Origin of the sequence: Microbispora cellulosiformans, from assembly GCF_008728085.1 — a bacterium.
Lineage (GTDB): Bacteria > Actinomycetota > Actinomycetes > Streptosporangiales > Streptosporangiaceae > Microbispora > Microbispora amethystogenes.
This window is the reverse complement of sequence record NZ_VYTZ01000017.1, coordinates 1-17,655: the sequence shown is the minus strand read 5'-3', so window position 1 is coordinate 17,655 and position 17,655 is coordinate 1. Positions and strand designations below refer to the sequence as shown.

Below are 17,655 nucleotides of genomic sequence, written 5' to 3'. Positions count from 1 at the left end.
GGCACACGCCACCCCACAAACCTCTCCTCGGCTCACGGTGATTTCAAGAGGCAGGAACGCCGAATCCCTTTTCCTGCCGCTGATCAGGCCTTTTCCCACCGGAAACGATTCGCGCCCAGGGCGAGCCCCCCGATCGCGAGGGCCAGGGACACGACCGTCCCCCACAAAACGGCCGACGAGCCGTAGGAACCGGAGAACAACGCCCGCAGCCCCTCGACCGCGTACCGGAACGGCGTGAGCCGCGAGACCACGTCGAGCCAGGCGGGGGCGAGCGACATCGGCAGCAGCGCGCCCGACAGCAGCATCAGCGGGACCACCACGGTGGACATCACGGGCGCGAACAGCTCCTGCCGCATCGTGAGCGCCGCCGCGTACGACAGCGACGCCATGCCGACCGACAGCACGGTCATCAGGAGCAGGGCCGCCAGCACCCCCGCGAGCGGCGCCCGCAGCCCGAGCGCGTAGCCCGCCACGATGATCGTGGCCGCCTGGACCAGCAGCACCAGGCTGTCTCTCAGCACCCGGCCGAGCAGCAGCGTGACCGGGCTCACCGGGGCGACCCGGAGCCGTTCGAGCACGCCGAACCGCTGGTCGAAGACGATGCCGAAGCCGGCCATCCCGGCGCTGGTCAGCGCGAGCTGCACCAGCAGGCCGGGCACGAGGACGGCCCACGACCCGACACCGCTGCGTGCGAACAGCGGGCCGAACAACACGAGGAAGAGGAACGGCTGCACGGCGCCGAAGGCGAGGCTGACCTTGCTGCCGAAGGAGGCGCGCAGATAGTGGCCGGTCAGGACGGCGAGGGCGGTCACGCGGCGGCTCCCTCGCGCAGTTCGCGGCCGGTGACCGCGAGGAAGACCTCGTCGAGCGTGCGCGCGCCGTGCTCGGCCTTCAGCCGGTCCGGGGCGCCCTCGGCGACGATCCGGCCGTGGTCGATGATCAGGACCCGGTCGCAGAGCGCGTCGGCCTCCTCCAGGTAGTGGGTGGTGAGGAAGACCGTCACGCCGTCCCGCTCACGCAGCCGCCGGATGTGGTCCCACAGGTTGGCGCGGCTCTGCGGGTCGAGCCCGGTGGTGGGCTCGTCGAGGAAGAGCAGCGTGGGCCGGTGGAGCAGGCCCATCGCGATGTCGAGCCTGCGCTTCTGGCCGCCCGACAGCGTGGCCGTCGTCCGCTCCTCGACCCCGGCGAGGTCCAGGGCGGTGAGCAGGGAGGTCACCCGGGCACGGGCCTCGGCCCGGCTCAGGCCGTACAGGCGGGCCTGGAGCACGAGTTCGTTCCCGACCGGGGTGAACGGCCCGAACGCGCCGCCCTGGGCGACGTAGCCGATGCGCCGGCGTACGGCCACCGGGTCGGCGAACAGGTCGGCGCCCGCGACCGTGGCGGCGCCGGACGTCGGGCGCAGCAGCGTGGTCAGCATGCGCAGCGTGGTGGTCTTGCCCGCGCCGTTCGGCCCGAGGAAGCCGACGATCTCTCCCGCGGAGACGTCGACGTCGATCCCCCGGACGGCCTCGACCGTCCCGAACGTCTTGGTGAGCCCTCTGACGTGAATCATGGTCGGTAGAGTAACACCAAAATTGGAGTCACTTAAAGTTTGTGGCCGCCCTTAGAATCGACAGATGGAAGAGGGCCTGCGGGAGCGGAAGAAGCGGGAGACCCGGCAGCGGATCTCCGACATCGCGACGGGGCTGTTCCTGGTGAGGGGGTTCGACAACGTCACGGTGGCCGAGGTCGCGCGGGCGGCCGACGTGTCGGTCAACACCGTGTTCAACTACTTCCGCACGAAGGAGGACCTGTTCCTCGACCGCGACGAGGAGAGCATGGACGTGCTGGCCCGCGTGGTCCGTGAGCGCCGTCCTGGCGAGACGGCGGTCGAGGCGGTGCGGCGCGACTTCCTCACGGCCCTCGACTCCGGCGACTGGCGTTACGGAGTCAACGAGGGCACGGACGTCTTCGTCAAGCGGATCCGGGAGAGCCCGGCGTTGCAGGCCCGGGCGGAGATGATGAACCGGCAGCGCGAGGGGCGGCTCGCCGACGCGCTCGCCGACGAGACCGGGGCCGATCCCGACGACATGACCCCGTCCCTGGTGGCGGCCCAGATCTGCGCGGCGGTCAACGCGCTCACCCGGCACTTCGCGATGCGGCGGCTCGCCGGCGAGGAGGGCGCGGCCATCGTCGCGGACCTCCGCACGCACGCCGCGCGCGCCTTCGACCTGCTGGAGCGCGGGATCGGCGACTACTGCACGCGGTCCGAACCCCGGGCCGTCAGCCTCCCGCCAGCCGGTGAGCGGACCACACCAGCGCCTCGGTGACGCGGTGCTGCGCGAGGCCCAGGGTGCGCCGCTGGAACAGGTACACCTCGGGCGCGAACGGCGCCAGCACGCCGTCCGCCATGCCGTCCGGATCCGGCGCCCCCGACTCGGTCAGCAGCATCCGGACGTGCGCGCGCCAGAAGCCGTACGCGCCGGTGGCGAACCTGGCGCTGCCGGTCTCGGCGCCCAGGACGAGGTGCAGATGACGTTCCAGCAGGTCGACCATGGCGACACAGAACGCGGCGAGCCGCTCGGCCGGTGAGGCCCCCGGGCCGAGAGGCGGCGGCCCGCTCAGGATGTGCTCCTGCAACCGCCGCTCGTGCTCGTCCAGCAGCGCCGTGGCGATCGCCGCGATGTCCGGGTAGCGGCGGTACAGCGTCGCCCGCCCCACTCCCGCCTCCTTGGCGATCTCGTCCATGGTGACGTTCCGGGCGTCCCCGGTGGCGAAGAGCCGCTCGGCCGCCGTGAGCACGCGCACGCGGTTGCGCGCGGCGTCCGCCCGTTCCCGCACCGGAGCAGGCCGGTTCGGCTGGAGAGCGAGCACGGGAAGTTCGCGGCCGGTATCCGCCGCGTCTCGCGGGGGTACGCGGCCGTTCGTCCGGTTCGCTCCGGACTCACTCACCCCGTCGGTCATGAGGACATCGTAGACCGGGGCCCGAACTATGTGGACATAGCGTCCGGTTTTCTCCTAGACTCATGTGGACATCATGTCCACTTATTTCGCGTGCGCTTCCACCGGAGAGGATGGCGATGCACCCCCTGCTCCTCGCCTCGGCACTGTTGGCCGGCTGTCTGCTGGCGGTGCAGGCGTCGGTGAACCTCCAGCTCAACAAGGCCGTAGGCACCCCTTACGGCGCCTCCACGCTGCAACTGAGCGTGGCCACGGCCGTGCTGGCGCTGCTCGCGATCACCGTTGGCGCGATCGGCGCGGTCCACCTGGCGCCCGGCGTCCCGTTCTGGCACCTGCTGGGCGGCCTGGCCAGCCCGCTCTACATCACCAGCGGGATCCTGCTCTTCCCTCGTCTGGGCGCCCTGGCGGCGGCGGGGCTGTTCGTGACCGGGCAGATGCTCGCGTCGCTGGGACTGGACCTGTTCGGCCTGCTCGGCATCGCGCCCAAGCCGCTCAACGCCGGCATCGCGCTGGGCGCGCTCGCCGTCCTGGCCGGCATCACCGTCGTCATCCGCGGCCAGAGCCCGATCCGGGCGCCGGCCCATACACCGGTGCGGGCAGCCTCCGGCACCCTCGCCGGCGGCATCACCGGGCGTGGCGGGAGCGCCGGCGTCAGCGCCCCGGCGGCGACCGCGGAGGCGGCCCCTCGGCCGGGTGTCCGCGGCCGGAGCGGCTGGGTCCTGCTCGGCGTCGTCGCCGGCGCGGTCCTGCCCGTGCAGGGGGCGGTCAACGCCATTCTGCGCGGGGAGATCCACCAGCCGCTGGCCACCGCAATGATCAGCTTCGTGGTGGCCACGGTCACCATCGCCGTCGTCCTGGTCGCACTGCTCGCGCTCGGCCGCACGCCCCGGCCGCGGCTCGGCGGGCTGCGCACGATGCCCTGGTGGGGATGGCTGGGCGGCGGCTGCGCCGCGGTGTACGTCACCGCGACCTTCACGCTCATCCCCGCGATCGGCGCCGCGGCCACCGTCGCGCTCACGGTGACCGGCCAGCAACTCGCCTCCGCCGTGATCGACCACCACGGCCTGCTGCGGTTGCCCCGGCGCCCGCTCACCGCGCCGCGCCTGACCGGCCTCGCCCTGCTCATCGCCGGTTCGGTGCTCGTCCAGCTCGCCTGAGCGGACAGGCCGCGGGAGAGGGACAGGCGCGGCGCCACCTGATCCGCGGAAGGCGAGGAGGGGCGCGGGCCCTGCGGGGGCGCCCGCGCCCAGGAAGCCTCAGGTGTGAGGCGGCGGCTGTATACAGGTCCACGTGAGGTTGGACGAGCTCGATCGCGCCATCATCCGGGCCCTCGTCGAGGATGCCCGGGCGACATACGCCGAAATAGGCGCTCAAGTGGGGTTGTCGGCCCCGGCCGTGAAGCGGCGGGTCGACCGACTGGTCGCCACCGGCGCGATCACCGGTTTCAGCGCCCGGGTCGAGCCGTCGGCCCTGGGCTGGACGACCGAGGCGTACGTCGAGCTCTACTGCCGGGGCAAGACCTCCCCCACCGAGATCGGGCTCGCCGTCTCCCGGCACCCGGAGGTCGTCTCGGCCTGCACGGTCACCGGCGAGGCCGACGCCCTGCTGCACATCCGCGCGACCGACGTGCGGCACGTCGAGCGGGTCATCGAGCGCCTGGCGGCCGAGCCGTTCGTGGTGCGGACCAAGAGCTCCATCGTGCTCTCCCGGCTGATTAACGGATCGCCGCAAAAGGGCTGAAGGACGCAACCGATCCCCGTGTGATCGCAACGTGGGCGCATTGGATTACCGACCGCCGATTCCTACGCTGAAGTCCCGTTCACCGGTTTCCCGCTTGGAGTCGTCGATGACAATCGCGCCAGAGTTCGCGGCCACGGAAAGTGGCCGCACGGGCACGGCCAGGCACTTCCTGATGTGCCGGCCCGAGTTCTTCACGGTCTCGTATTCCATCAACCCCTGGATGCGGCCCGAGAAGGGCGCCGACACGGCCACGGCGCTGCGGCAGTGGGAGGGCCTGCGGCAGGCGTACGAGAGCCTGGGCCACCGTGTCAGCCTGATCGACCCGGTGGAGGGCCTGCCGGACATGGTGTTCGCCGCCAACGGCGCCCTCGTCGTGGACGGGCGGGTCTACGGCGCGAGGTTCGCCCATCCGGAGCGGGCCGCCGAGGGCCCCGCCTACCTGCGGTGGTTCGTCGAACAGGGATACGAGACACTGGAGGCGTCCTTCACCAACGAGGGTGAGGGCGACTACCTGACGCTCGACGAGATGATCCTGGCCGGAACGGGCTTCCGCACCGACGTGGCGGCGCACATGGAGGCCCAGGAGTTCCTCGGCCGCCCGGTCGTCACGCTGCGCCTGGTCGACCCGAGGTACTACCACCTCGACACCGCCCTGTTCCCGCTGGACGACCACAACGTCGCGTACTATCCGGAGGCGTTCAGCGAGGGCAGCAGGAGGGTGCTGCGGCGGCTGTTCCCCGACGCCGTGGTCGCGACGTCCGCGGACGCGGAGGTGCTGGGCCTCAACGCGGTGAGCGACGGCCACAACGTCGTCGTCAACGCCGAGGCGACCGGGCTGGTCCTGGAGCTCAAGCGCCGCGGCTTCGAGGTCGTCCCGGTCGACCTGAGCGAGCTGCGCAAGGCCGGCGGCGGTCCCAAGTGCTGCACACTGGAAATCAGGACGAGCGAGATCAGGACGGACGGGCAGACTCGATGAGAAGCGAGGACCACATCAGGCTCGGCGAGAGCCACAGCGCGCACAACTACCACCCGCTGCCCGTGGTGATCCGGTCGGCGGAGGGCGCGTGGGTCGTCGACGTCGAGGGCAGGCGCTATCTCGACTGCCTGGCGGGCTACTCCTCGCTGAACTTCGGCCACGGCAACCCGGTCGTCCTCGCGGCCGCCCGCGAGCAGCTCGACCGGCTGACGCTGACCAGCCGCGCGTTCTTCCACGACCGGTTCGCCGGTTTCGTCACCGGCCTGGCCGAGCTGTGCGGCAAGGACATGGTCCTGCCGATGAACACCGGCGCCGAGGCCGTCGAGACCGCGATCAAGGTGGCCCGCAAGTGGGGCTACGAGGTCAAGGGCGTCGCCCCCGACCAGGCCAACATCGTCGTGATGGAGGACAACTTCCACGGCCGCACCACGACCATCGTGGGCTTCTCCACCGACCCCGACGCCCGCGGCGGCTTCGGCCCGTTCGCGCCCGGCTTCCGGATCGTGAAGTACGGCTCGGCGGAGGCGGTCAGGGAGGCGATCGACGAGAACACGGTGGCGGTGCTGCTGGAGCCGATCCAGGGCGAGGCCGGTGTGCTGGTCCCGCCGGACGGCTATCTGGCCGCCGTCAGGGAGATCTGCGACGAGGCGAACGTGCTGTTCGTCGCCGACGAGATCCAGTCGGGTCTCGGACGCACCGGCGAGACGTTCGCCTGCGACCACGAGGGCGTCGTGCCCGACCTGTACGTCCTCGGCAAGGCGCTCGGCGGCGGCGTGGTCCCGGTGAGCGCGGTCGTCGGCAACGAGGACGTGCTGGGCGTGATCCGGCCGGGCCAGCACGGCTCCACGTTCGGCGGCAACCCGCTGGCCTGCGCCGTCGGCGACGCGGTCGTCGGGCTGCTGCGCACCGGCGAGTACCAGGCCAGGGCGCGCGACCTCGGCGCGTTCCTGCACGAGCGCCTCGCGAACCTCGGCCCGGGGGTGGCCGCCGTACGCGGGCGCGGGCTGTGGGCGGGCGTCGACATCGACCCGTCGCTCGGCACCGGACGGGAGATCAGCGAGGCGCTCATGCGCCGCGGCGTGCTCGCCAAGGACACCCACGGCTCGACGATCCGCCTCGCGCCGCCGCTCGTCGTCTCGCGGGACGAGCTGGCCTGGGCGGCCGACCAGCTCAGCGCGGTGCTGCGGGAGGCTCGGGCCTGACCGTCACCGTGTCGAGGTCGCCGGTGTCGGTGAACCACGTGACCACGGCCTCCCCGGGCGCGAAGTCGACGGCGGTCATCATGTTGGGGAACCAGGGTCCCTTGCTGATGCGCCAGCGCAGCGACGGCCGGGGCAGTCCGCCGGCCCGGGCCAGCAGCCCGCCGAGCAGGCCCGCCAGCCCGAACGACGCCACGATGTTGGCGAAGCGCAGCGAGCGGCTCAGCGGGTTGCGGATCGGCGAGCAGACGATCTGGTGGATGCGTCCCCCGCCCTTCCGCCGTACGGAGGCCATGTAGGAGTAGTGGACGTCGCCCGACAGCAGCAGGACGGTCGCGGGGGGCCGTCCCCGCTCGCCCGAGGCGACCTCGACCAGCACCCGCGCGAGGTCCTCGAACGAGCGGCGGAAGGCTCCCCAGTGCTCCAGGTCGAGGAACTGCCGGACCCGTTCGCCCCACCGCGCCGCCCGGCGGCCCCAGATGCCGTCGCAGACCGCCTCGTTCCAGCCCTCCACGTGGTGGATTCCGGACGGCAGCAGGACCGGCAGCGAGGAGCCGATGAGGAGGTGGCCGAAGTCGCCGGTCGCCTGCTTCTCGAACCAGCCCCACTCCTCCGCGTCGATCATCCGCCGGCGTCCCGGTTCGAGCGTCCGGGCGCTGCGGCTGTCCAGTATGACGAGACGGGTGTCGCCGAGGTCCCGGTGGTAGCTCCAGCGGACCGAGTCGGGCTCCTCGTCGGCCCGCCGGGCGAACTCGTCGAGCGTCTCCTCGCCGGCGCCCGCCCGCAGCGCGGCGAGCACGGGATCGGCCTCCCGCTCGGCCGGCGGGATGTTGCCCAGGTGCTGGTAGACGTAGTACGACCCCAAGGCGGAGACGATGCGCCGGTGCCACCACGGCACCTGCGCCATCTGCTCGCGCCAGGCCGACGAGGTGTTCCAGTCGTCCCTGACGTCGTGGTCATCGAAGATCATCAAGGTCGGGACCGTGGACAGCAGCCAGCGGACCGCCGGATCGGACCACGCCTGGCGGTACAGCTCGGCGTACTCCTCGAAGTCGACGACCTCCTGCGGGCCCTCACTCCTGCGCCCGGCGATGAAGTCCTTCATGTCCGGGGTGAGCTCGTCGGCGTACACCTGGTCGCCGAGGAGCAGGATGAGGTCGGGCCGGTCGTCCGGCGACTCCATCAGGCGCAGGCCGTACGCCCGCAGGACGTCCGGGCCGTGGGTGCGCACGTACGGCTCCTCGTGCGGCACGCTCGTCCGGCAGGAGCCGAAGATCAGCCGGTTGAGGCCGGTGACGGGGTGGATCACGCTCGGCGGCATGCCGTCGTCCCCGGGCCACACCCGTCGGTCGTCGAGGTCCACCTCGTAGGCCACCGGCCCGTCGATGGCGACGTCCACCAGGGCGTAGTGATGGCCGTGCACGGTGAAAGTGGGCTCCTCCGAGGAGGCGTCTCCGGCCCGCACGCGGACCGTGCAGGGCTCGGAGGTCTCCACCCACACGGTCGCGGCGGACCCGTCCACGTGGCGCAGCAGCGGGCCCAGCACAAGTTCTGACACGAGTACCTTCCTACTGCAAAAGGGTGGTAAAGCGCGACTCGTGCTCGTTCGTCCGCCGTACGATCTCCTCGCACAACTCGTGCGTGACCTGGGCGTCGTCGGCCGTGAGGACCCGTCCGCCGCGGACCGCGTCGATGAACTCTCCGACGGCCTGCTCGATCCCCCGCTGCCGGGCCACCGGGACCCAGTCCGCCCGCCGCGCGAGGGTCTCGCCGCCGTCGAGGTCCACCACGTCGCCGAGGTTCACGACCCGCCGTTTCCCGCCGCCGCCCATCACCTCGCAGGTCTCCTCGGCAGCGCCGCTGGTGCGGCTCATCACGCCGATCGCGGTGAAGCCGTCGCCGCCGAGGGTCAGCACCACGTGTTCCAGGAGGCCGTCCCGCACGCGGGTCCTGACCGCGGTGTCGGTGATCTCTCCCGGCGCGAGGAAGCGCAGCGTGTCGGCCACGTGGACGAAGTCGTCGAAGATCACCGTACGGGGGTCGCCGGCCAGGTCGCGGCGGTTCTTCTGCATCACGATCACGTCGCGCGGCAGCTCACGGAGGGCGGCGTAGCCGGGGGCGAACCTGCGGTTGAACCCCACCATCAGCGACCTGCCCCGCCGGCGTGCCAGCCGTACGAGCCCGGCGCTCGCCTCGGCGTCGTACGCGAGCGGCTTGTCCACGTAGACGTGCACGCCCGCCTCCAGCAGGGCCGTCACGACGGGGACGTGCGCCTCGGTCGCCGCGTGCACGAACGCCGCGTCGATCCCCGCCCCGATCAGCCCGTCCAGCGCGTCGAACCTCGCGCCGATCCGGTACGCGTCGCCGAGCCGGTCGAGGACCGCCCGGTCGCGGGTGCACAGCAGCGGCTCGATCCCCGGTGTGGCCGCCAGCACCGGCAGGTAGGCCTTCCGCGCGATGTCTCCCAGGCCAACGATCCCGACTCTCATGCCGGGGAGACTATCGGCGCGCCGTCTCCGCTCTCCGCCGGATGGGGCCCCGGCCGGGGCGAGGTCGGAGGCCGGCCGGGGCCACGGGTCCGCAGGTGCGACGTCCCGGGGTGATGGTCAGTCGGTGGGGGCGGAGGTGAGGAGCTTGTTGCCGAAGATGCCCCAGCCGGTGCCCAGGCTCTTGTAGGGAGCGAAACCGAAAGCCGTCGAAGTGCTCGTACTCCGCCAGATCAGCAGCTCGTCACCACCGTTGAACCCGATGATGTCGCCCTTGCCGTCCTTGTCGAAATCGGCGCCGAGGAACTTGCTGACCGTGCGCCACCCGGTCGAGACGAACACACCGGCCGTGGAGAAGTCACCCGGCGAACTCGTGTTGCGGTGAATCCACAGATCACTGCCCGCGACCCCCGCGATGTCCTTCTTCCCGTCACCGTCGTAATCCGCCAACGGAAGAAGCTGCGTGAAGATACCCCAGCCGGTGCCCAGGCTCTTGTACGGCGCGAAACCGAAAGCCGTCGCCGTACTCGTACTCCGCCAGATCAACAGCTCGTCACCACCGTTGAACCCGATGATGTCGTCCTTACCGTCACCGTCGAAGTCCCCCGCCATGAACTTCGACACCGTACGCCACCCGCTGGAGACGAACACACCCGCAGTGGAGAAGTCACCCGGCGTGCTCGTGTTGCGGTGAATCCACAGATCACCGCCCGCGACCCCCGCGATGTCCTTCTTCCCGTCACCGTCGTAATCCGCCAGCGGAAGAAGCTGCGTGAAGATACCCCAGCCGGTGCCCAGGCTCTTGTACGGCGCGAAACCGAAAGCCGTCGCCGTACTCGTACTCCGCCAGATCAACAGCTCGTCACCACCGTTGAACCCGATGATGTCGTCCTTACCGTCACCGTCGAAGTCCCCCGTCATGAACTTCGACACCGAACGCCACCCGGACGACACGAACACACCCGCAGTGGAGAAGTCACCCGGCGTGCTCGTGTTCCGGTGAATCCACAGATCACCACCCGCGACCCCCGCGATGTCCTTCTTCCCGTCACCGTCGAAGTCCCCGAGCGTCTGGTACTGGGGTGCCGGAGACGGCGACTGCGTGTCGTCGACGATGTTCTTGTACCGGATCGGGCGGAAGTTCTGCATGCTCGACCACGACTCGTCGCCCACCTGGCCGTGGGAGTTCGCTGTCGGCCCCTTGGCCCAGTCCTGCTCCCAGCCGTTGCCGTCGGGACTGCCCGTGCCGTTGAGGGAGTAGGTCCACGCGCCCTTGGTGTGGTCGGCGGAATCCTTCCACCGGGCGAACAGTTCCATGTGGCCCGATTTGAGAATCGCGTCTCCGGGCTTCAGATCGTGCAGGCTGCCCAGATAGTCCTTTCCGGTCCAGCCCTCGAAGTCGACGGTGCTGTTGCCGCCCTTGCCGGAGTTCGCGGTGATGTGCCACGCCATGGAGACCAGGCCGGAACAGTCGGGGCCGTACTTGTGCCCTCCGTCCACGTCGGTGTAGAGGCTGCTCGCGCTGCGGCTCTGGTTGTACTTGACCCCGCGGTCGACCCAGTTCTGGGCGCGGGCCAGCACCTCCGAGCGGGTGATCTGACCGCCGGCCGTGGAGGCCGCGGCCGGCGTGGCGATGGTGAGGCTGGTCACCGCGGCTCCCGCGAAGCCGAGGGAAGCCGCCGCCACCATGCTGAGCGTGCCTGCGATAAGGCGGTTGAGTTTCATGGGGCCTTCCGGTGGAGAGGTGGTGTTCGTCCTCTTGCACCGGAAGACTCGAGCGAGGCGCTGAAAATGCGGTGAAATTCCGCGGAGGATGTTTTTCAGCGATTCGCGGCGGGTGTTTCAGGGAGCGGGGGCGTCGCCGGTGATCTCGCCGTACTCGCGGGCGCCGTGGTCGCGGAAGACCGTCAGCACCCGCGCCCGGATCGTCGCCGCCGTCTCGACGTCACCCCTCGCCTCGTGCAGCAGGGCCAGCGTGTGCTCCGTACGAGCCTGCCAGAGCGGGGCATCCATGCCGTCCCACACCCCGATGGCGGCGGTCAGGCACGCGGCCGAGTCCGTCAGGTTGCCGTCGGCGAGGTGCAGCTCGCCCAGGGTCCGCAAAGCGATGCCGAGCCCCCACCGGTCTCCCATCGCCTGGCAGGTGGACAGCGCGCCTTCCAACGGGGCCAGGACCTGCCGCGTCTGGCCCAGGCGCAGCCGGGCCTTGGCGCACGTACGGACCGAATACGCCTCCAGCAACCGATCGCCGAGCTCGACGAAGATCTCCGTCGCGGCCTCGGCGGTCTGGATGGCCGCGTCGTAGTCGCCGGCCGCCCGGTGGAACAGGCTCATGGTGCGCAGGGTCACCGCCTCGCCGCGGCGGCTGCCGAGGCGGCGGTAGCCGGCCATGGACTCCTCCAGACCGCGCCAGGCGGCCGGATAGTCCCCACGCTCCAGCCGCACCGAGGCGGCCAGCCGCCGCAGGTACGTGACGCCGAGATCGTCGCCGAGGCCGGTGAGCAGGACGTCGGCCTGGTCCAGGAAATGCAGCGCCTCGGCCAGGCGGCTCGCCTCCCGGCAGGTCACGCCGAGCCCGGCCAGCGCCACGGCCTGGCCGCGCGCGTCACCCATCTCCCGGAAGGCGGCGAGCGCGTGGCCCAGATGCCGGCGCGCCTCCGGGAACCGGTCCTGGAGATAGCGCAGGTGGCCCAGTTCGGCCAGCACGGTCGCCTCGCCGTGCCGGTCGCCCGCCCGGCGGGCCGCGGCCAGCGCCGCACGGTTGATCCGCTCCCGTGACTCGAACCTGTTGACGCCGAGGAACGACGGACCGAGTCGCGCGGAGGCGAATTTGCAGACCATGTCGTGCAGGCCCAGCACGGCGGCGCGCTCCAGGCCGACGACCAGCGCGGGCTGTTCGATCTCGAACCAGTCGTGCGGGGCCGCCAGCACCCGCGCGGTCAGCTCGTCCGGGATCGCCGGGGCGGCCGCGGCGGGGTGCTTCCAGTCGATCTCATCGGGCGGGGCGTCGGCCGCCACCTGGTCGGCCAGGGCGAGCCAGCCCCCGAGCACCCGGCCCGCGGCCGCCGTGAGCAGTTCGTACGGCTCCTCCGCCTCGGCGCGCTCGCGTCCGTAGATGCGCACCAGGTCGTGGATCCGGTAGCGGAGCGTGCCCAGGTCGTCGACCCGGCTGAAGTCCACCATCTGGGCGTCGACCAGGCGTTCCACGATGTCTTCCGCCAGCTTGCCGTCGATGTCGCACAGCCAGGCGGCGATCCACGGGGAGAACTCCGGAACCCCCAGGTGCCCGAGCCGCCGCAGCACCCGGCGTTCGTCGTCGTCCAGCCCCCGGTAGCTCAGCTCGAAGCCGGCCCGCACCTCCAGGTCGGCGATCGCCAGCTCGTCCAGCCTGCGCCGCTCGTCGGTCAGCCGGTCGGCGAGCACCCGCAGCGGCCATCGCTGCCTGGTGGCCAGCCGGGCCCCGGCGATGCGGATCGCCAGCGGCAGCCGGCCGCACAGGTCGGCGATGTCGTGGGCCACCGCCTCCTCGGCGGCCACCCGCTCGGTTCCCGCGATCCGGGCGAGCAGCTCGACGGCCTCGGCCGGTTCGAGGACGTCCAAGTCCGTGCGGCGCGCACCGCTGAGTCCTCCGAGCCGGTCGCGTGAGGTGATCAGTACGCCGCCGGCGCCACCCGGCAGCAGCGGGCGTACCTGCGGCTCCCCGGCGGCGTCGTCGAGCAGCACCAGCACCCGGCGTCCGGCCAGCAGGCTCCGATAGAGCTCGGCCCGCTCGGCGGTCGCGGAGGGAAGAGCGTCCTGACGCACCCCGAGCGCCTTGAGGAACCTCCCCAGCACCTCGCCCGGATCGGCGGGAGCCTCGCTCATCCCGCGGAGCTCGGCGTACAGCCGGCCGTCGGGGAAGGCGTCCGCGACCTGGTGGGCGACGTGGATCGCCAGGGCCGACTTGCCGCTGCCGGCACGACCCGCGACGACCTGGATCATCGGGGCTTCTCCCGAGGTCAGCGCCGTCACCAGGGCCGCGCTCTGCGCGGAACGGCCGGTGAAGTCCGCCGGCGCCAACGGCAGCTGGGCGGGTACGGCGAGGCGGACCATCTCTCCGGACGGCGGCGCCAGCAGTGCGGGGTCGCCGCGCAGGACGGCGTGGTGGAGGGCGGTCAGCTCAGGCCCCGGGTCCACCCCGTGGTCCTCGGCCAGGATCCGGCGGCCCTCCCGGAATGTGGCCAGCGCCTCGGACTGCCGGCCGAGCCGGTACAGAACGGTCATGTACTGGCCGCGCAGCCGCTCGTTGAGCGGATGCCGCCCGACCAGCGCGGCCAGTTCCGCCACCAGCCGGCCGTGCCGGCCCAGCGCCAGGCCGGCGGCGATGCGTTCCTCGGTGGCGGTCAGCCGCAGCTGTTCCAGCCGTGCGGCCTCCCCAGACAGCGGCGAGTCGCCCAGTCCGGCCAGGGCGGGCCCGCGCCACAACGCCAGCGCGGAGTCGAGCAGCCCGGAGGCCTCCTCGGGCGTGGCCGCGCCGCGCGCGTCGGTGAGGAGCCGTTCGAACAGGTCGGCGTCCAGCGACTCGGCGGGGATCCGCGCCAGGTAGCCGGGTGCGCGGGTGACGATCACGTCCGGAGCCCCGGCCCGGGTCAGCGCCTGGCGCAACGTCTTGACATAGGTCTGAATCGCCGCCCTGGCGCTCTCCGGCGGCTCGTCCGGCCAGAGGATGTCGATGAGACGGTGTGTCGGCAGGACGCGCCCCCGTTCCAGGAGCAGCGCTGCGAGCAGCGTCTTCGGTTTGACTCCCCCCAGCGGGACCGGGATCCCGCCGACCGACACCTCGACCGGCCCCAGCAGCCGAAACTCCACCGCCACTCCCCTGTCACGTCGTCCCCCCGGACGTAGCCCCAGCGGCTCCCGTGCTGCCGGGGCGTGAAACGCGGTCCCGACGATCTTCAAGCCAGCATGGCCAGTCGGAATCCCCAATGCAAGGGGTTGGATATCAGGACCTGTGCGCTTATCGGCGCGTCCGCCACCAGGCGACCGTCTCCTTCACGCCGTCCTCGACCGGCGTCGGCGCGAAGCCGAGGACCTCCTGCGAGGCCGACGAGTCGAGCACGTACGGCCGGTCGAACTGGTAACGGGTCTCCCCCAGCTCGCGCAGGAACGGCACGGCGAGGCCGCCCGCCTTCAGCATCCACCCCGGCAGCCGCCGCAGCCGCGGTGCCGGGACGCCCCCGGCCTCGCACACCATCTCGGCGTACTCCCGCATCGTCACGGGCGGCGCGGTCGGGACGTGCCACGGCCTGCCCCACGCGCGCTCCTCCTCGGCCGCGGCGGCCAGCGCCCGCACGACGTCGGGCAGGTACGTCCAGCTGTGCGGGATGTCGGGGTCGCTCACGACGGTGGCGGGCTTGCCGCCGAGCAGCGGCTCCAGGAGCCGCGGCCCCAGGTAGGACTGGTCGGACGAGCCCGGGCCGTAGTAGTCCGAGCCGCGCACCTCGGTCACCCGGACCCTGCCCGCCTCGTGGGCCGCCCGCATCTCCTCCCACATCCGCGCCCGGACCCTGCCCTTGACGCCCGTCGCGGCGAGCGGCAGGTCCTCGGTCATCGGGCCGTCCACCGGGCCGTACCCGTAGAGGTTGCCCAGCGTGACCAGCACGGCCCCGGACGACTCGGCGGCGGCCAGGAGCGAGGCCGCGACCGGCGGCCAGTCCTCCTGCCAGCGGTGGTAGGGCGGGTTGACGCAGTTGTAGATCGCGTCGGCCCCTTCCGCGAGCCGCCGCATCACGGCGGCGTCGCCCGCGTCCGCCGCGACCGGCGACACCCCGGCCCGCCTCGGGCCGGAGCCCGAGCGGGTGACGACGGTCACCTCGTGCCCCCGCTCGGCCAGCGCCACGGCGAGCGCTCCGCCGACCTGTCCCGCTCCCACCACGACATGCCTGCCCATGATCTCTCCTTCATACCTGATTCGTCAGCAGCCGCAGCGCGGCGTCGGCCACGTACACCACCGCGAACACCACACCCGCGGTCACCAGCCCGGAGGCCGCCAGCGCGGCCGCTCCCGCGCCGAACCACACGACCTCGAAGGCTCCCCGGGCGATCCCGTGCAGCTGGTACGGCGCCTTGCCGCCGGCCATGAACAGTCCCCAGAGCGTCGCGAACGCGGCCGGTGTGCCGAGCCCCAGCAGGATTCTGACCACGATGTTCGCCTCCCGGGTGAAACCCCAGCGCGCCAGCGCGATCAGCACGCCGAGCTCCAGGAAGAACATGAGGGCGGCGGCCGCCCCCTTGGTCATGGTGAGCATCGGCACTCCTTGCGTTTGTCGCTCCGTTATGAGAACAATGCTCTCTCATGTGAGCGTCAGTCGTCAAGAGCAGTGCTCTCGAATCGGTGCTCTGATAACATCAGGCCATGAACGCGAGTCGTACCGCGCGGGAGCGGGTCAGGGCGGAACTCATCCGGGAGATCACCGACATCGCGCGGCGTCATCTCGCCACCGACGGCGCCCCGGGCCTGTCCCTGCGTGCGGTGGCCCGGGAGATGGGGATGGTCTCCTCCGCCATCTACCGCTATTTCCCCAGCCGCGACGACCTGCTCACCGTGCTGATCGTCGACGCGTACAACGCGATCGGCGAGGCCGTCGAACGCGCCGACGCCACCCGCCCGCGCGACGACTTCACCGGGCGGTGGCTCGCCGCCTGCCGCGCCGTCCGCGAATGGGCCCTGGCCCATCCGCACGAGTACGCCCTGCTGTACGGCTCGCCGGTGCCGGGTTACCGCGCCCCGGAGGACACGATCGGGCCGGCGTCACGGGGCACGATCGTGTACGGCCGCATCCTGGCGGACGCCCAGCGGGCCGGCCGCCTCTCCCCTCCGCCGATGTGCCCGCCGCCGCCCGCGATCCTGTCCCAGGACGCGGAGGCCGTGCGCTCGGTGATGCCGGGCGTGTCCGACGACGTGGTCGCGCGGGCGCTGGTCGCCTGGACCGGGCTGTTCGGAATGGTCAGCTTCGAACTGTTCGGCCAGTTCAACAGCGTGATCGAGCACCGGGCCGAGTTGTTCGACCACAACATGACCTGCCTGGCCCATCTGCTCGGCTTCTCGTCTTGACGCGCTCCCCGGCCTGAACTGAAGGCCGGAGCACTGCGGACGAATCCGGTAGCGCTTCTCTGTGCGGTAAGGCGGCCGAGAGGAGTCCCGGCCGCCTTCGCTCTGTCTCGGCTGTTACAGCCCGGCCTGCCTGACCGCGGTGCGCCAGTCCTTCGCGATGGCCTTCTGCGCGCGGGCCAGCGGCACGTCACCGGCGCAGACGGCCTTCCACAGCCGACGCTCCACGGCGTTCTTGTCCGCCGCGCTCCTGCCCTTGACCTTCCATCTCGGCTCCGGCCAGAGGTTCTTCACGCTCTTGGGCGACCCGCCGAGAAGCAGCGGAATGAGATGGTCCTCCTGGTAGCGGGCCGACCTGCGGTCGGTGTAGCCGTACTCCGCGATCTGCCTGACCTTCAGCGCGCTCAGGTAGCTCGACGTGGGCGCCGTCCTCGCGTCGAAGCCCGGGCTGCAGATCGTCGTACGGATGGTCGCCTGGGTGACGGCGGGGTTGCGCGTCCCGGGCGTGCAGCGGGGATCGGGCAGAGGCAGGTAGGCCCGCGAGCACTTCGCCTTCGCCGGCTTTCCGCCGGGTGTGGTCGTCGGCTTCGGGCTCGGCTTGGGAGTCGGTGTCGCCTTGGGAGTCGGCTTGGGGCTCGGTTCGGGATTCGAGCCAGACGAGGAACCGGCGGGCTTCCATCTCCAGTACGAGCCGTCCTGGACGCACTGGTATTTGGCGCCGCTCTCGGAATATCCGTACAGGCCGTGGGCTGCGGCAGGGCAGAATGCGCCGGGGGTGACGCATTCCCAGTGGTCCCCGACCTGGCGGTAACAACTTGCGACGGACGCGGACGAAGCCACGGCCGATTGGGTCTGAATCGGTACAAACAGGCCGATAGCCACAGCTACGGCGAACAACAGAGAACGAACGCGCAAAACCACTCCTCGACTCGGGTGGGACAACCGAAGAGAGGACGCTCGGATGAGACACAGGTTTACTTCTGATACTTATATGACGCGTAAGCAAATTGCCCGTTTCATCCTGCCCCTACTTCAGCCTCACCTAGCGAGGAACCCCGGGCGTTTACGCCCGGGAGGAATCGCTTCCCTGACTTGAATTTTCTGTCCGGACGTCAGGGTTCGGTTCCCATCGAGGTGGCAGGGGCCAAACGGTATGTGTTCGATGTGAGGCTGGTGGTGCAGGTGAAACTCCTGCCGACGCCCGAGCAGGCGGCGGCGCTGGAG

16 protein-coding genes are annotated in these 17,655 nt (G+C 71.1%); 6 read left to right on the top strand and 10 right to left on the bottom strand.

Annotation, left to right across the window (positions count from 1 at the left end; translation table 11 throughout):
• Positions 1 to 83 precede the first annotated feature (83 nt).
• Both F5972_RS31910 and F5972_RS31905 read right to left on the bottom strand, forming a co-directional pair.
• On the bottom strand, positions 84 to 812 hold the full coding sequence (locus tag F5972_RS31910) for an ABC transporter permease (RefSeq protein WP_150939014.1): 729 nt from the start codon (positions 810 to 812) through the stop codon (positions 84 to 86).
• Positions 809 to 1,552 carry an ABC transporter ATP-binding protein gene (locus F5972_RS31905; protein WP_150939011.1) on the bottom strand — a complete coding sequence of 248 codons (744 nt, stop codon included), beginning with the start codon at positions 1,550 to 1,552 and terminating at the stop codon, positions 809 to 811. The genes F5972_RS31910 and F5972_RS31905 overlap by 4 nt, the downstream gene beginning before the upstream one ends.
• A gap of 64 nt (positions 1,553 to 1,616) precedes the next feature.
• Here F5972_RS31905 and F5972_RS31900 point away from each other — a divergent pair, with 64 nt between their 5' ends.
• Positions 1,617 to 2,309 (top strand): TetR/AcrR family transcriptional regulator, encoded by a 693-nt coding sequence (locus tag F5972_RS31900; RefSeq protein ID WP_150939009.1) that lies wholly within the window; start codon positions 1,617 to 1,619, stop codon positions 2,307 to 2,309.
• On the opposite strand, the gene F5972_RS31895 is transcribed toward F5972_RS31900, so the two are convergent.
• A complete protein-coding gene (locus F5972_RS31895) occupies positions 2,263 to 2,943 on the bottom strand; it encodes a TetR/AcrR family transcriptional regulator (RefSeq protein WP_150939007.1) in 681 nt (226 codons plus the stop codon). The genes F5972_RS31900 and F5972_RS31895 overlap by 47 nt on opposite strands.
• Before the next feature lie 116 nt (positions 2,944 to 3,059).
• On the opposite strand from F5972_RS31895, the gene F5972_RS31890 reads away from it, so the two are divergent.
• From F5972_RS31890 to rocD, 4 genes are all read left to right on the top strand, one after another.
• On the top strand, positions 3,060 to 4,097 hold the full coding sequence (locus F5972_RS31890; protein ID WP_150939005.1) for a DMT family transporter: 1,038 nt from the start codon (positions 3,060 to 3,062) through the stop codon (positions 4,095 to 4,097).
• 133 nt (positions 4,098 to 4,230) lie between these two features.
• Positions 4,231 to 4,680 (top strand): Lrp/AsnC family transcriptional regulator, encoded by a 450-nt coding sequence (locus tag F5972_RS31885; protein WP_150939003.1) that lies wholly within the window; start codon positions 4,231 to 4,233, stop codon positions 4,678 to 4,680.
• 106 nt (positions 4,681 to 4,786) lie between these two features.
• A complete protein-coding gene (gene ddaH, locus F5972_RS31880) occupies positions 4,787 to 5,656 on the top strand; it encodes a dimethylargininase (RefSeq protein ID WP_225312075.1) in 870 nt (289 codons plus the stop codon).
• Positions 5,653 to 6,858: an ornithine--oxo-acid transaminase gene (gene rocD / locus F5972_RS31875; protein ID WP_150939001.1), complete on the top strand. Its 1,206-nt coding sequence runs from the start codon at positions 5,653 to 5,655 to the stop codon at positions 6,856 to 6,858. The genes ddaH and rocD overlap by 4 nt, the downstream gene beginning before the upstream one ends.
• On the opposite strand, the gene F5972_RS31870 is transcribed toward rocD, so the two are convergent.
• From F5972_RS31870 to F5972_RS31845, 6 genes are all read right to left on the bottom strand, one after another.
• Entirely contained in the window at positions 6,827 to 8,413 is a 1,587-nt protein-coding gene (locus F5972_RS31870) for an alkaline phosphatase D family protein (protein ID WP_225312074.1), read from the bottom strand. The two genes, rocD and F5972_RS31870, sit on opposite strands and share 32 nt — an antisense overlap.
• A 10-nt stretch (positions 8,414 to 8,423) precedes the next feature.
• Positions 8,424 to 9,344, bottom strand: coding sequence for a Gfo/Idh/MocA family protein (locus tag F5972_RS31865; RefSeq protein WP_150938999.1), 921 nt, complete (start codon positions 9,342 to 9,344; stop codon positions 8,424 to 8,426).
• 117 nt (positions 9,345 to 9,461) lie between these two features.
• Positions 9,462 to 11,066 (bottom strand): FG-GAP repeat domain-containing protein, encoded by a 1,605-nt coding sequence (locus tag F5972_RS31860; protein ID WP_150938997.1) that lies wholly within the window; start codon positions 11,064 to 11,066, stop codon positions 9,462 to 9,464.
• A 117-nt stretch (positions 11,067 to 11,183) separates the two neighbouring features.
• Positions 11,184 to 14,189 carry an AfsR/SARP family transcriptional regulator gene (locus tag F5972_RS31855; RefSeq protein ID WP_225312073.1) on the bottom strand — a complete coding sequence of 1,002 codons (3,006 nt, stop codon included), beginning with the start codon at positions 14,187 to 14,189 and terminating at the stop codon, positions 11,184 to 11,186.
• Between the two features lie 148 nt (positions 14,190 to 14,337).
• Complete coding sequence (locus F5972_RS31850) at positions 14,338 to 15,270, bottom strand: NAD-dependent epimerase/dehydratase family protein (RefSeq protein WP_150938993.1); 933 nt, start codon at positions 15,268 to 15,270, stop codon at positions 14,338 to 14,340.
• A 10-nt stretch (positions 15,271 to 15,280) separates the two neighbouring features.
• A complete protein-coding gene (locus tag F5972_RS31845; RefSeq protein ID WP_150938991.1) occupies positions 15,281 to 15,628 on the bottom strand; it encodes a YrdB family protein in 348 nt (115 codons plus the stop codon).
• A 107-nt stretch (positions 15,629 to 15,735) separates the two neighbouring features.
• On the opposite strand from F5972_RS31845, the gene F5972_RS31840 reads away from it, so the two are divergent.
• Positions 15,736 to 16,434, top strand: a complete 699-nt coding sequence (locus tag F5972_RS31840; RefSeq protein ID WP_150938989.1) for a TetR/AcrR family transcriptional regulator — start codon at positions 15,736 to 15,738, stop codon at positions 16,432 to 16,434.
• Positions 16,435 to 16,548: 114 nt separating this feature from the next.
• Here the strand turns inward: F5972_RS31840 and F5972_RS31835 are convergent, their stop codons facing one another.
• Entirely contained in the window at positions 16,549 to 17,271 is a 723-nt protein-coding gene (locus tag F5972_RS31835) for a hypothetical protein (RefSeq protein ID WP_150938987.1), read from the bottom strand.
• Between the last annotated feature and the right edge of the window lie 384 nt (positions 17,272 to 17,655).

Coding starts and splice junctions, on each gene's coding strand:
- F5972_RS31905 (WP_150939011.1), bottom strand. CDS start 1,552: ATGATTCACGTCAGAGGGCTCACCAAGACGTTCGGGACGGTCGAGGCC.
- F5972_RS31900 (WP_150939009.1), top strand. CDS start 1,617: ATGGAAGAGGGCCTGCGGGAGCGGAAGAAGCGGGAGACCCGGCAGCGG.
- F5972_RS31895 (WP_150939007.1), bottom strand. CDS start 2,943: ATGACCGACGGGGTGAGTGAGTCCGGAGCGAACCGGACGAACGGCCGC.
- F5972_RS31890 (WP_150939005.1), top strand. CDS start 3,060: ATGCACCCCCTGCTCCTCGCCTCGGCACTGTTGGCCGGCTGTCTGCTG.
- ddaH (WP_225312075.1), top strand. CDS start 4,787: ATGACAATCGCGCCAGAGTTCGCGGCCACGGAAAGTGGCCGCACGGGC.
- rocD (WP_150939001.1), top strand. CDS start 5,653: ATGAGAAGCGAGGACCACATCAGGCTCGGCGAGAGCCACAGCGCGCAC.
- F5972_RS31865 (WP_150938999.1), bottom strand. CDS start 9,344: ATGAGAGTCGGGATCGTTGGCCTGGGAGACATCGCGCGGAAGGCCTAC.
- F5972_RS31860 (WP_150938997.1), bottom strand. CDS start 11,066: ATGAAACTCAACCGCCTTATCGCAGGCACGCTCAGCATGGTGGCGGCG.
- F5972_RS31850 (WP_150938993.1), bottom strand. CDS start 15,270: ATGGGCAGGCATGTCGTGGTGGGAGCGGGACAGGTCGGCGGAGCGCTC.
- F5972_RS31845 (WP_150938991.1), bottom strand. CDS start 15,628: ATGCTCACCATGACCAAGGGGGCGGCCGCCGCCCTCATGTTCTTCCTG.
- F5972_RS31840 (WP_150938989.1), top strand. CDS start 15,736: ATGAACGCGAGTCGTACCGCGCGGGAGCGGGTCAGGGCGGAACTCATC.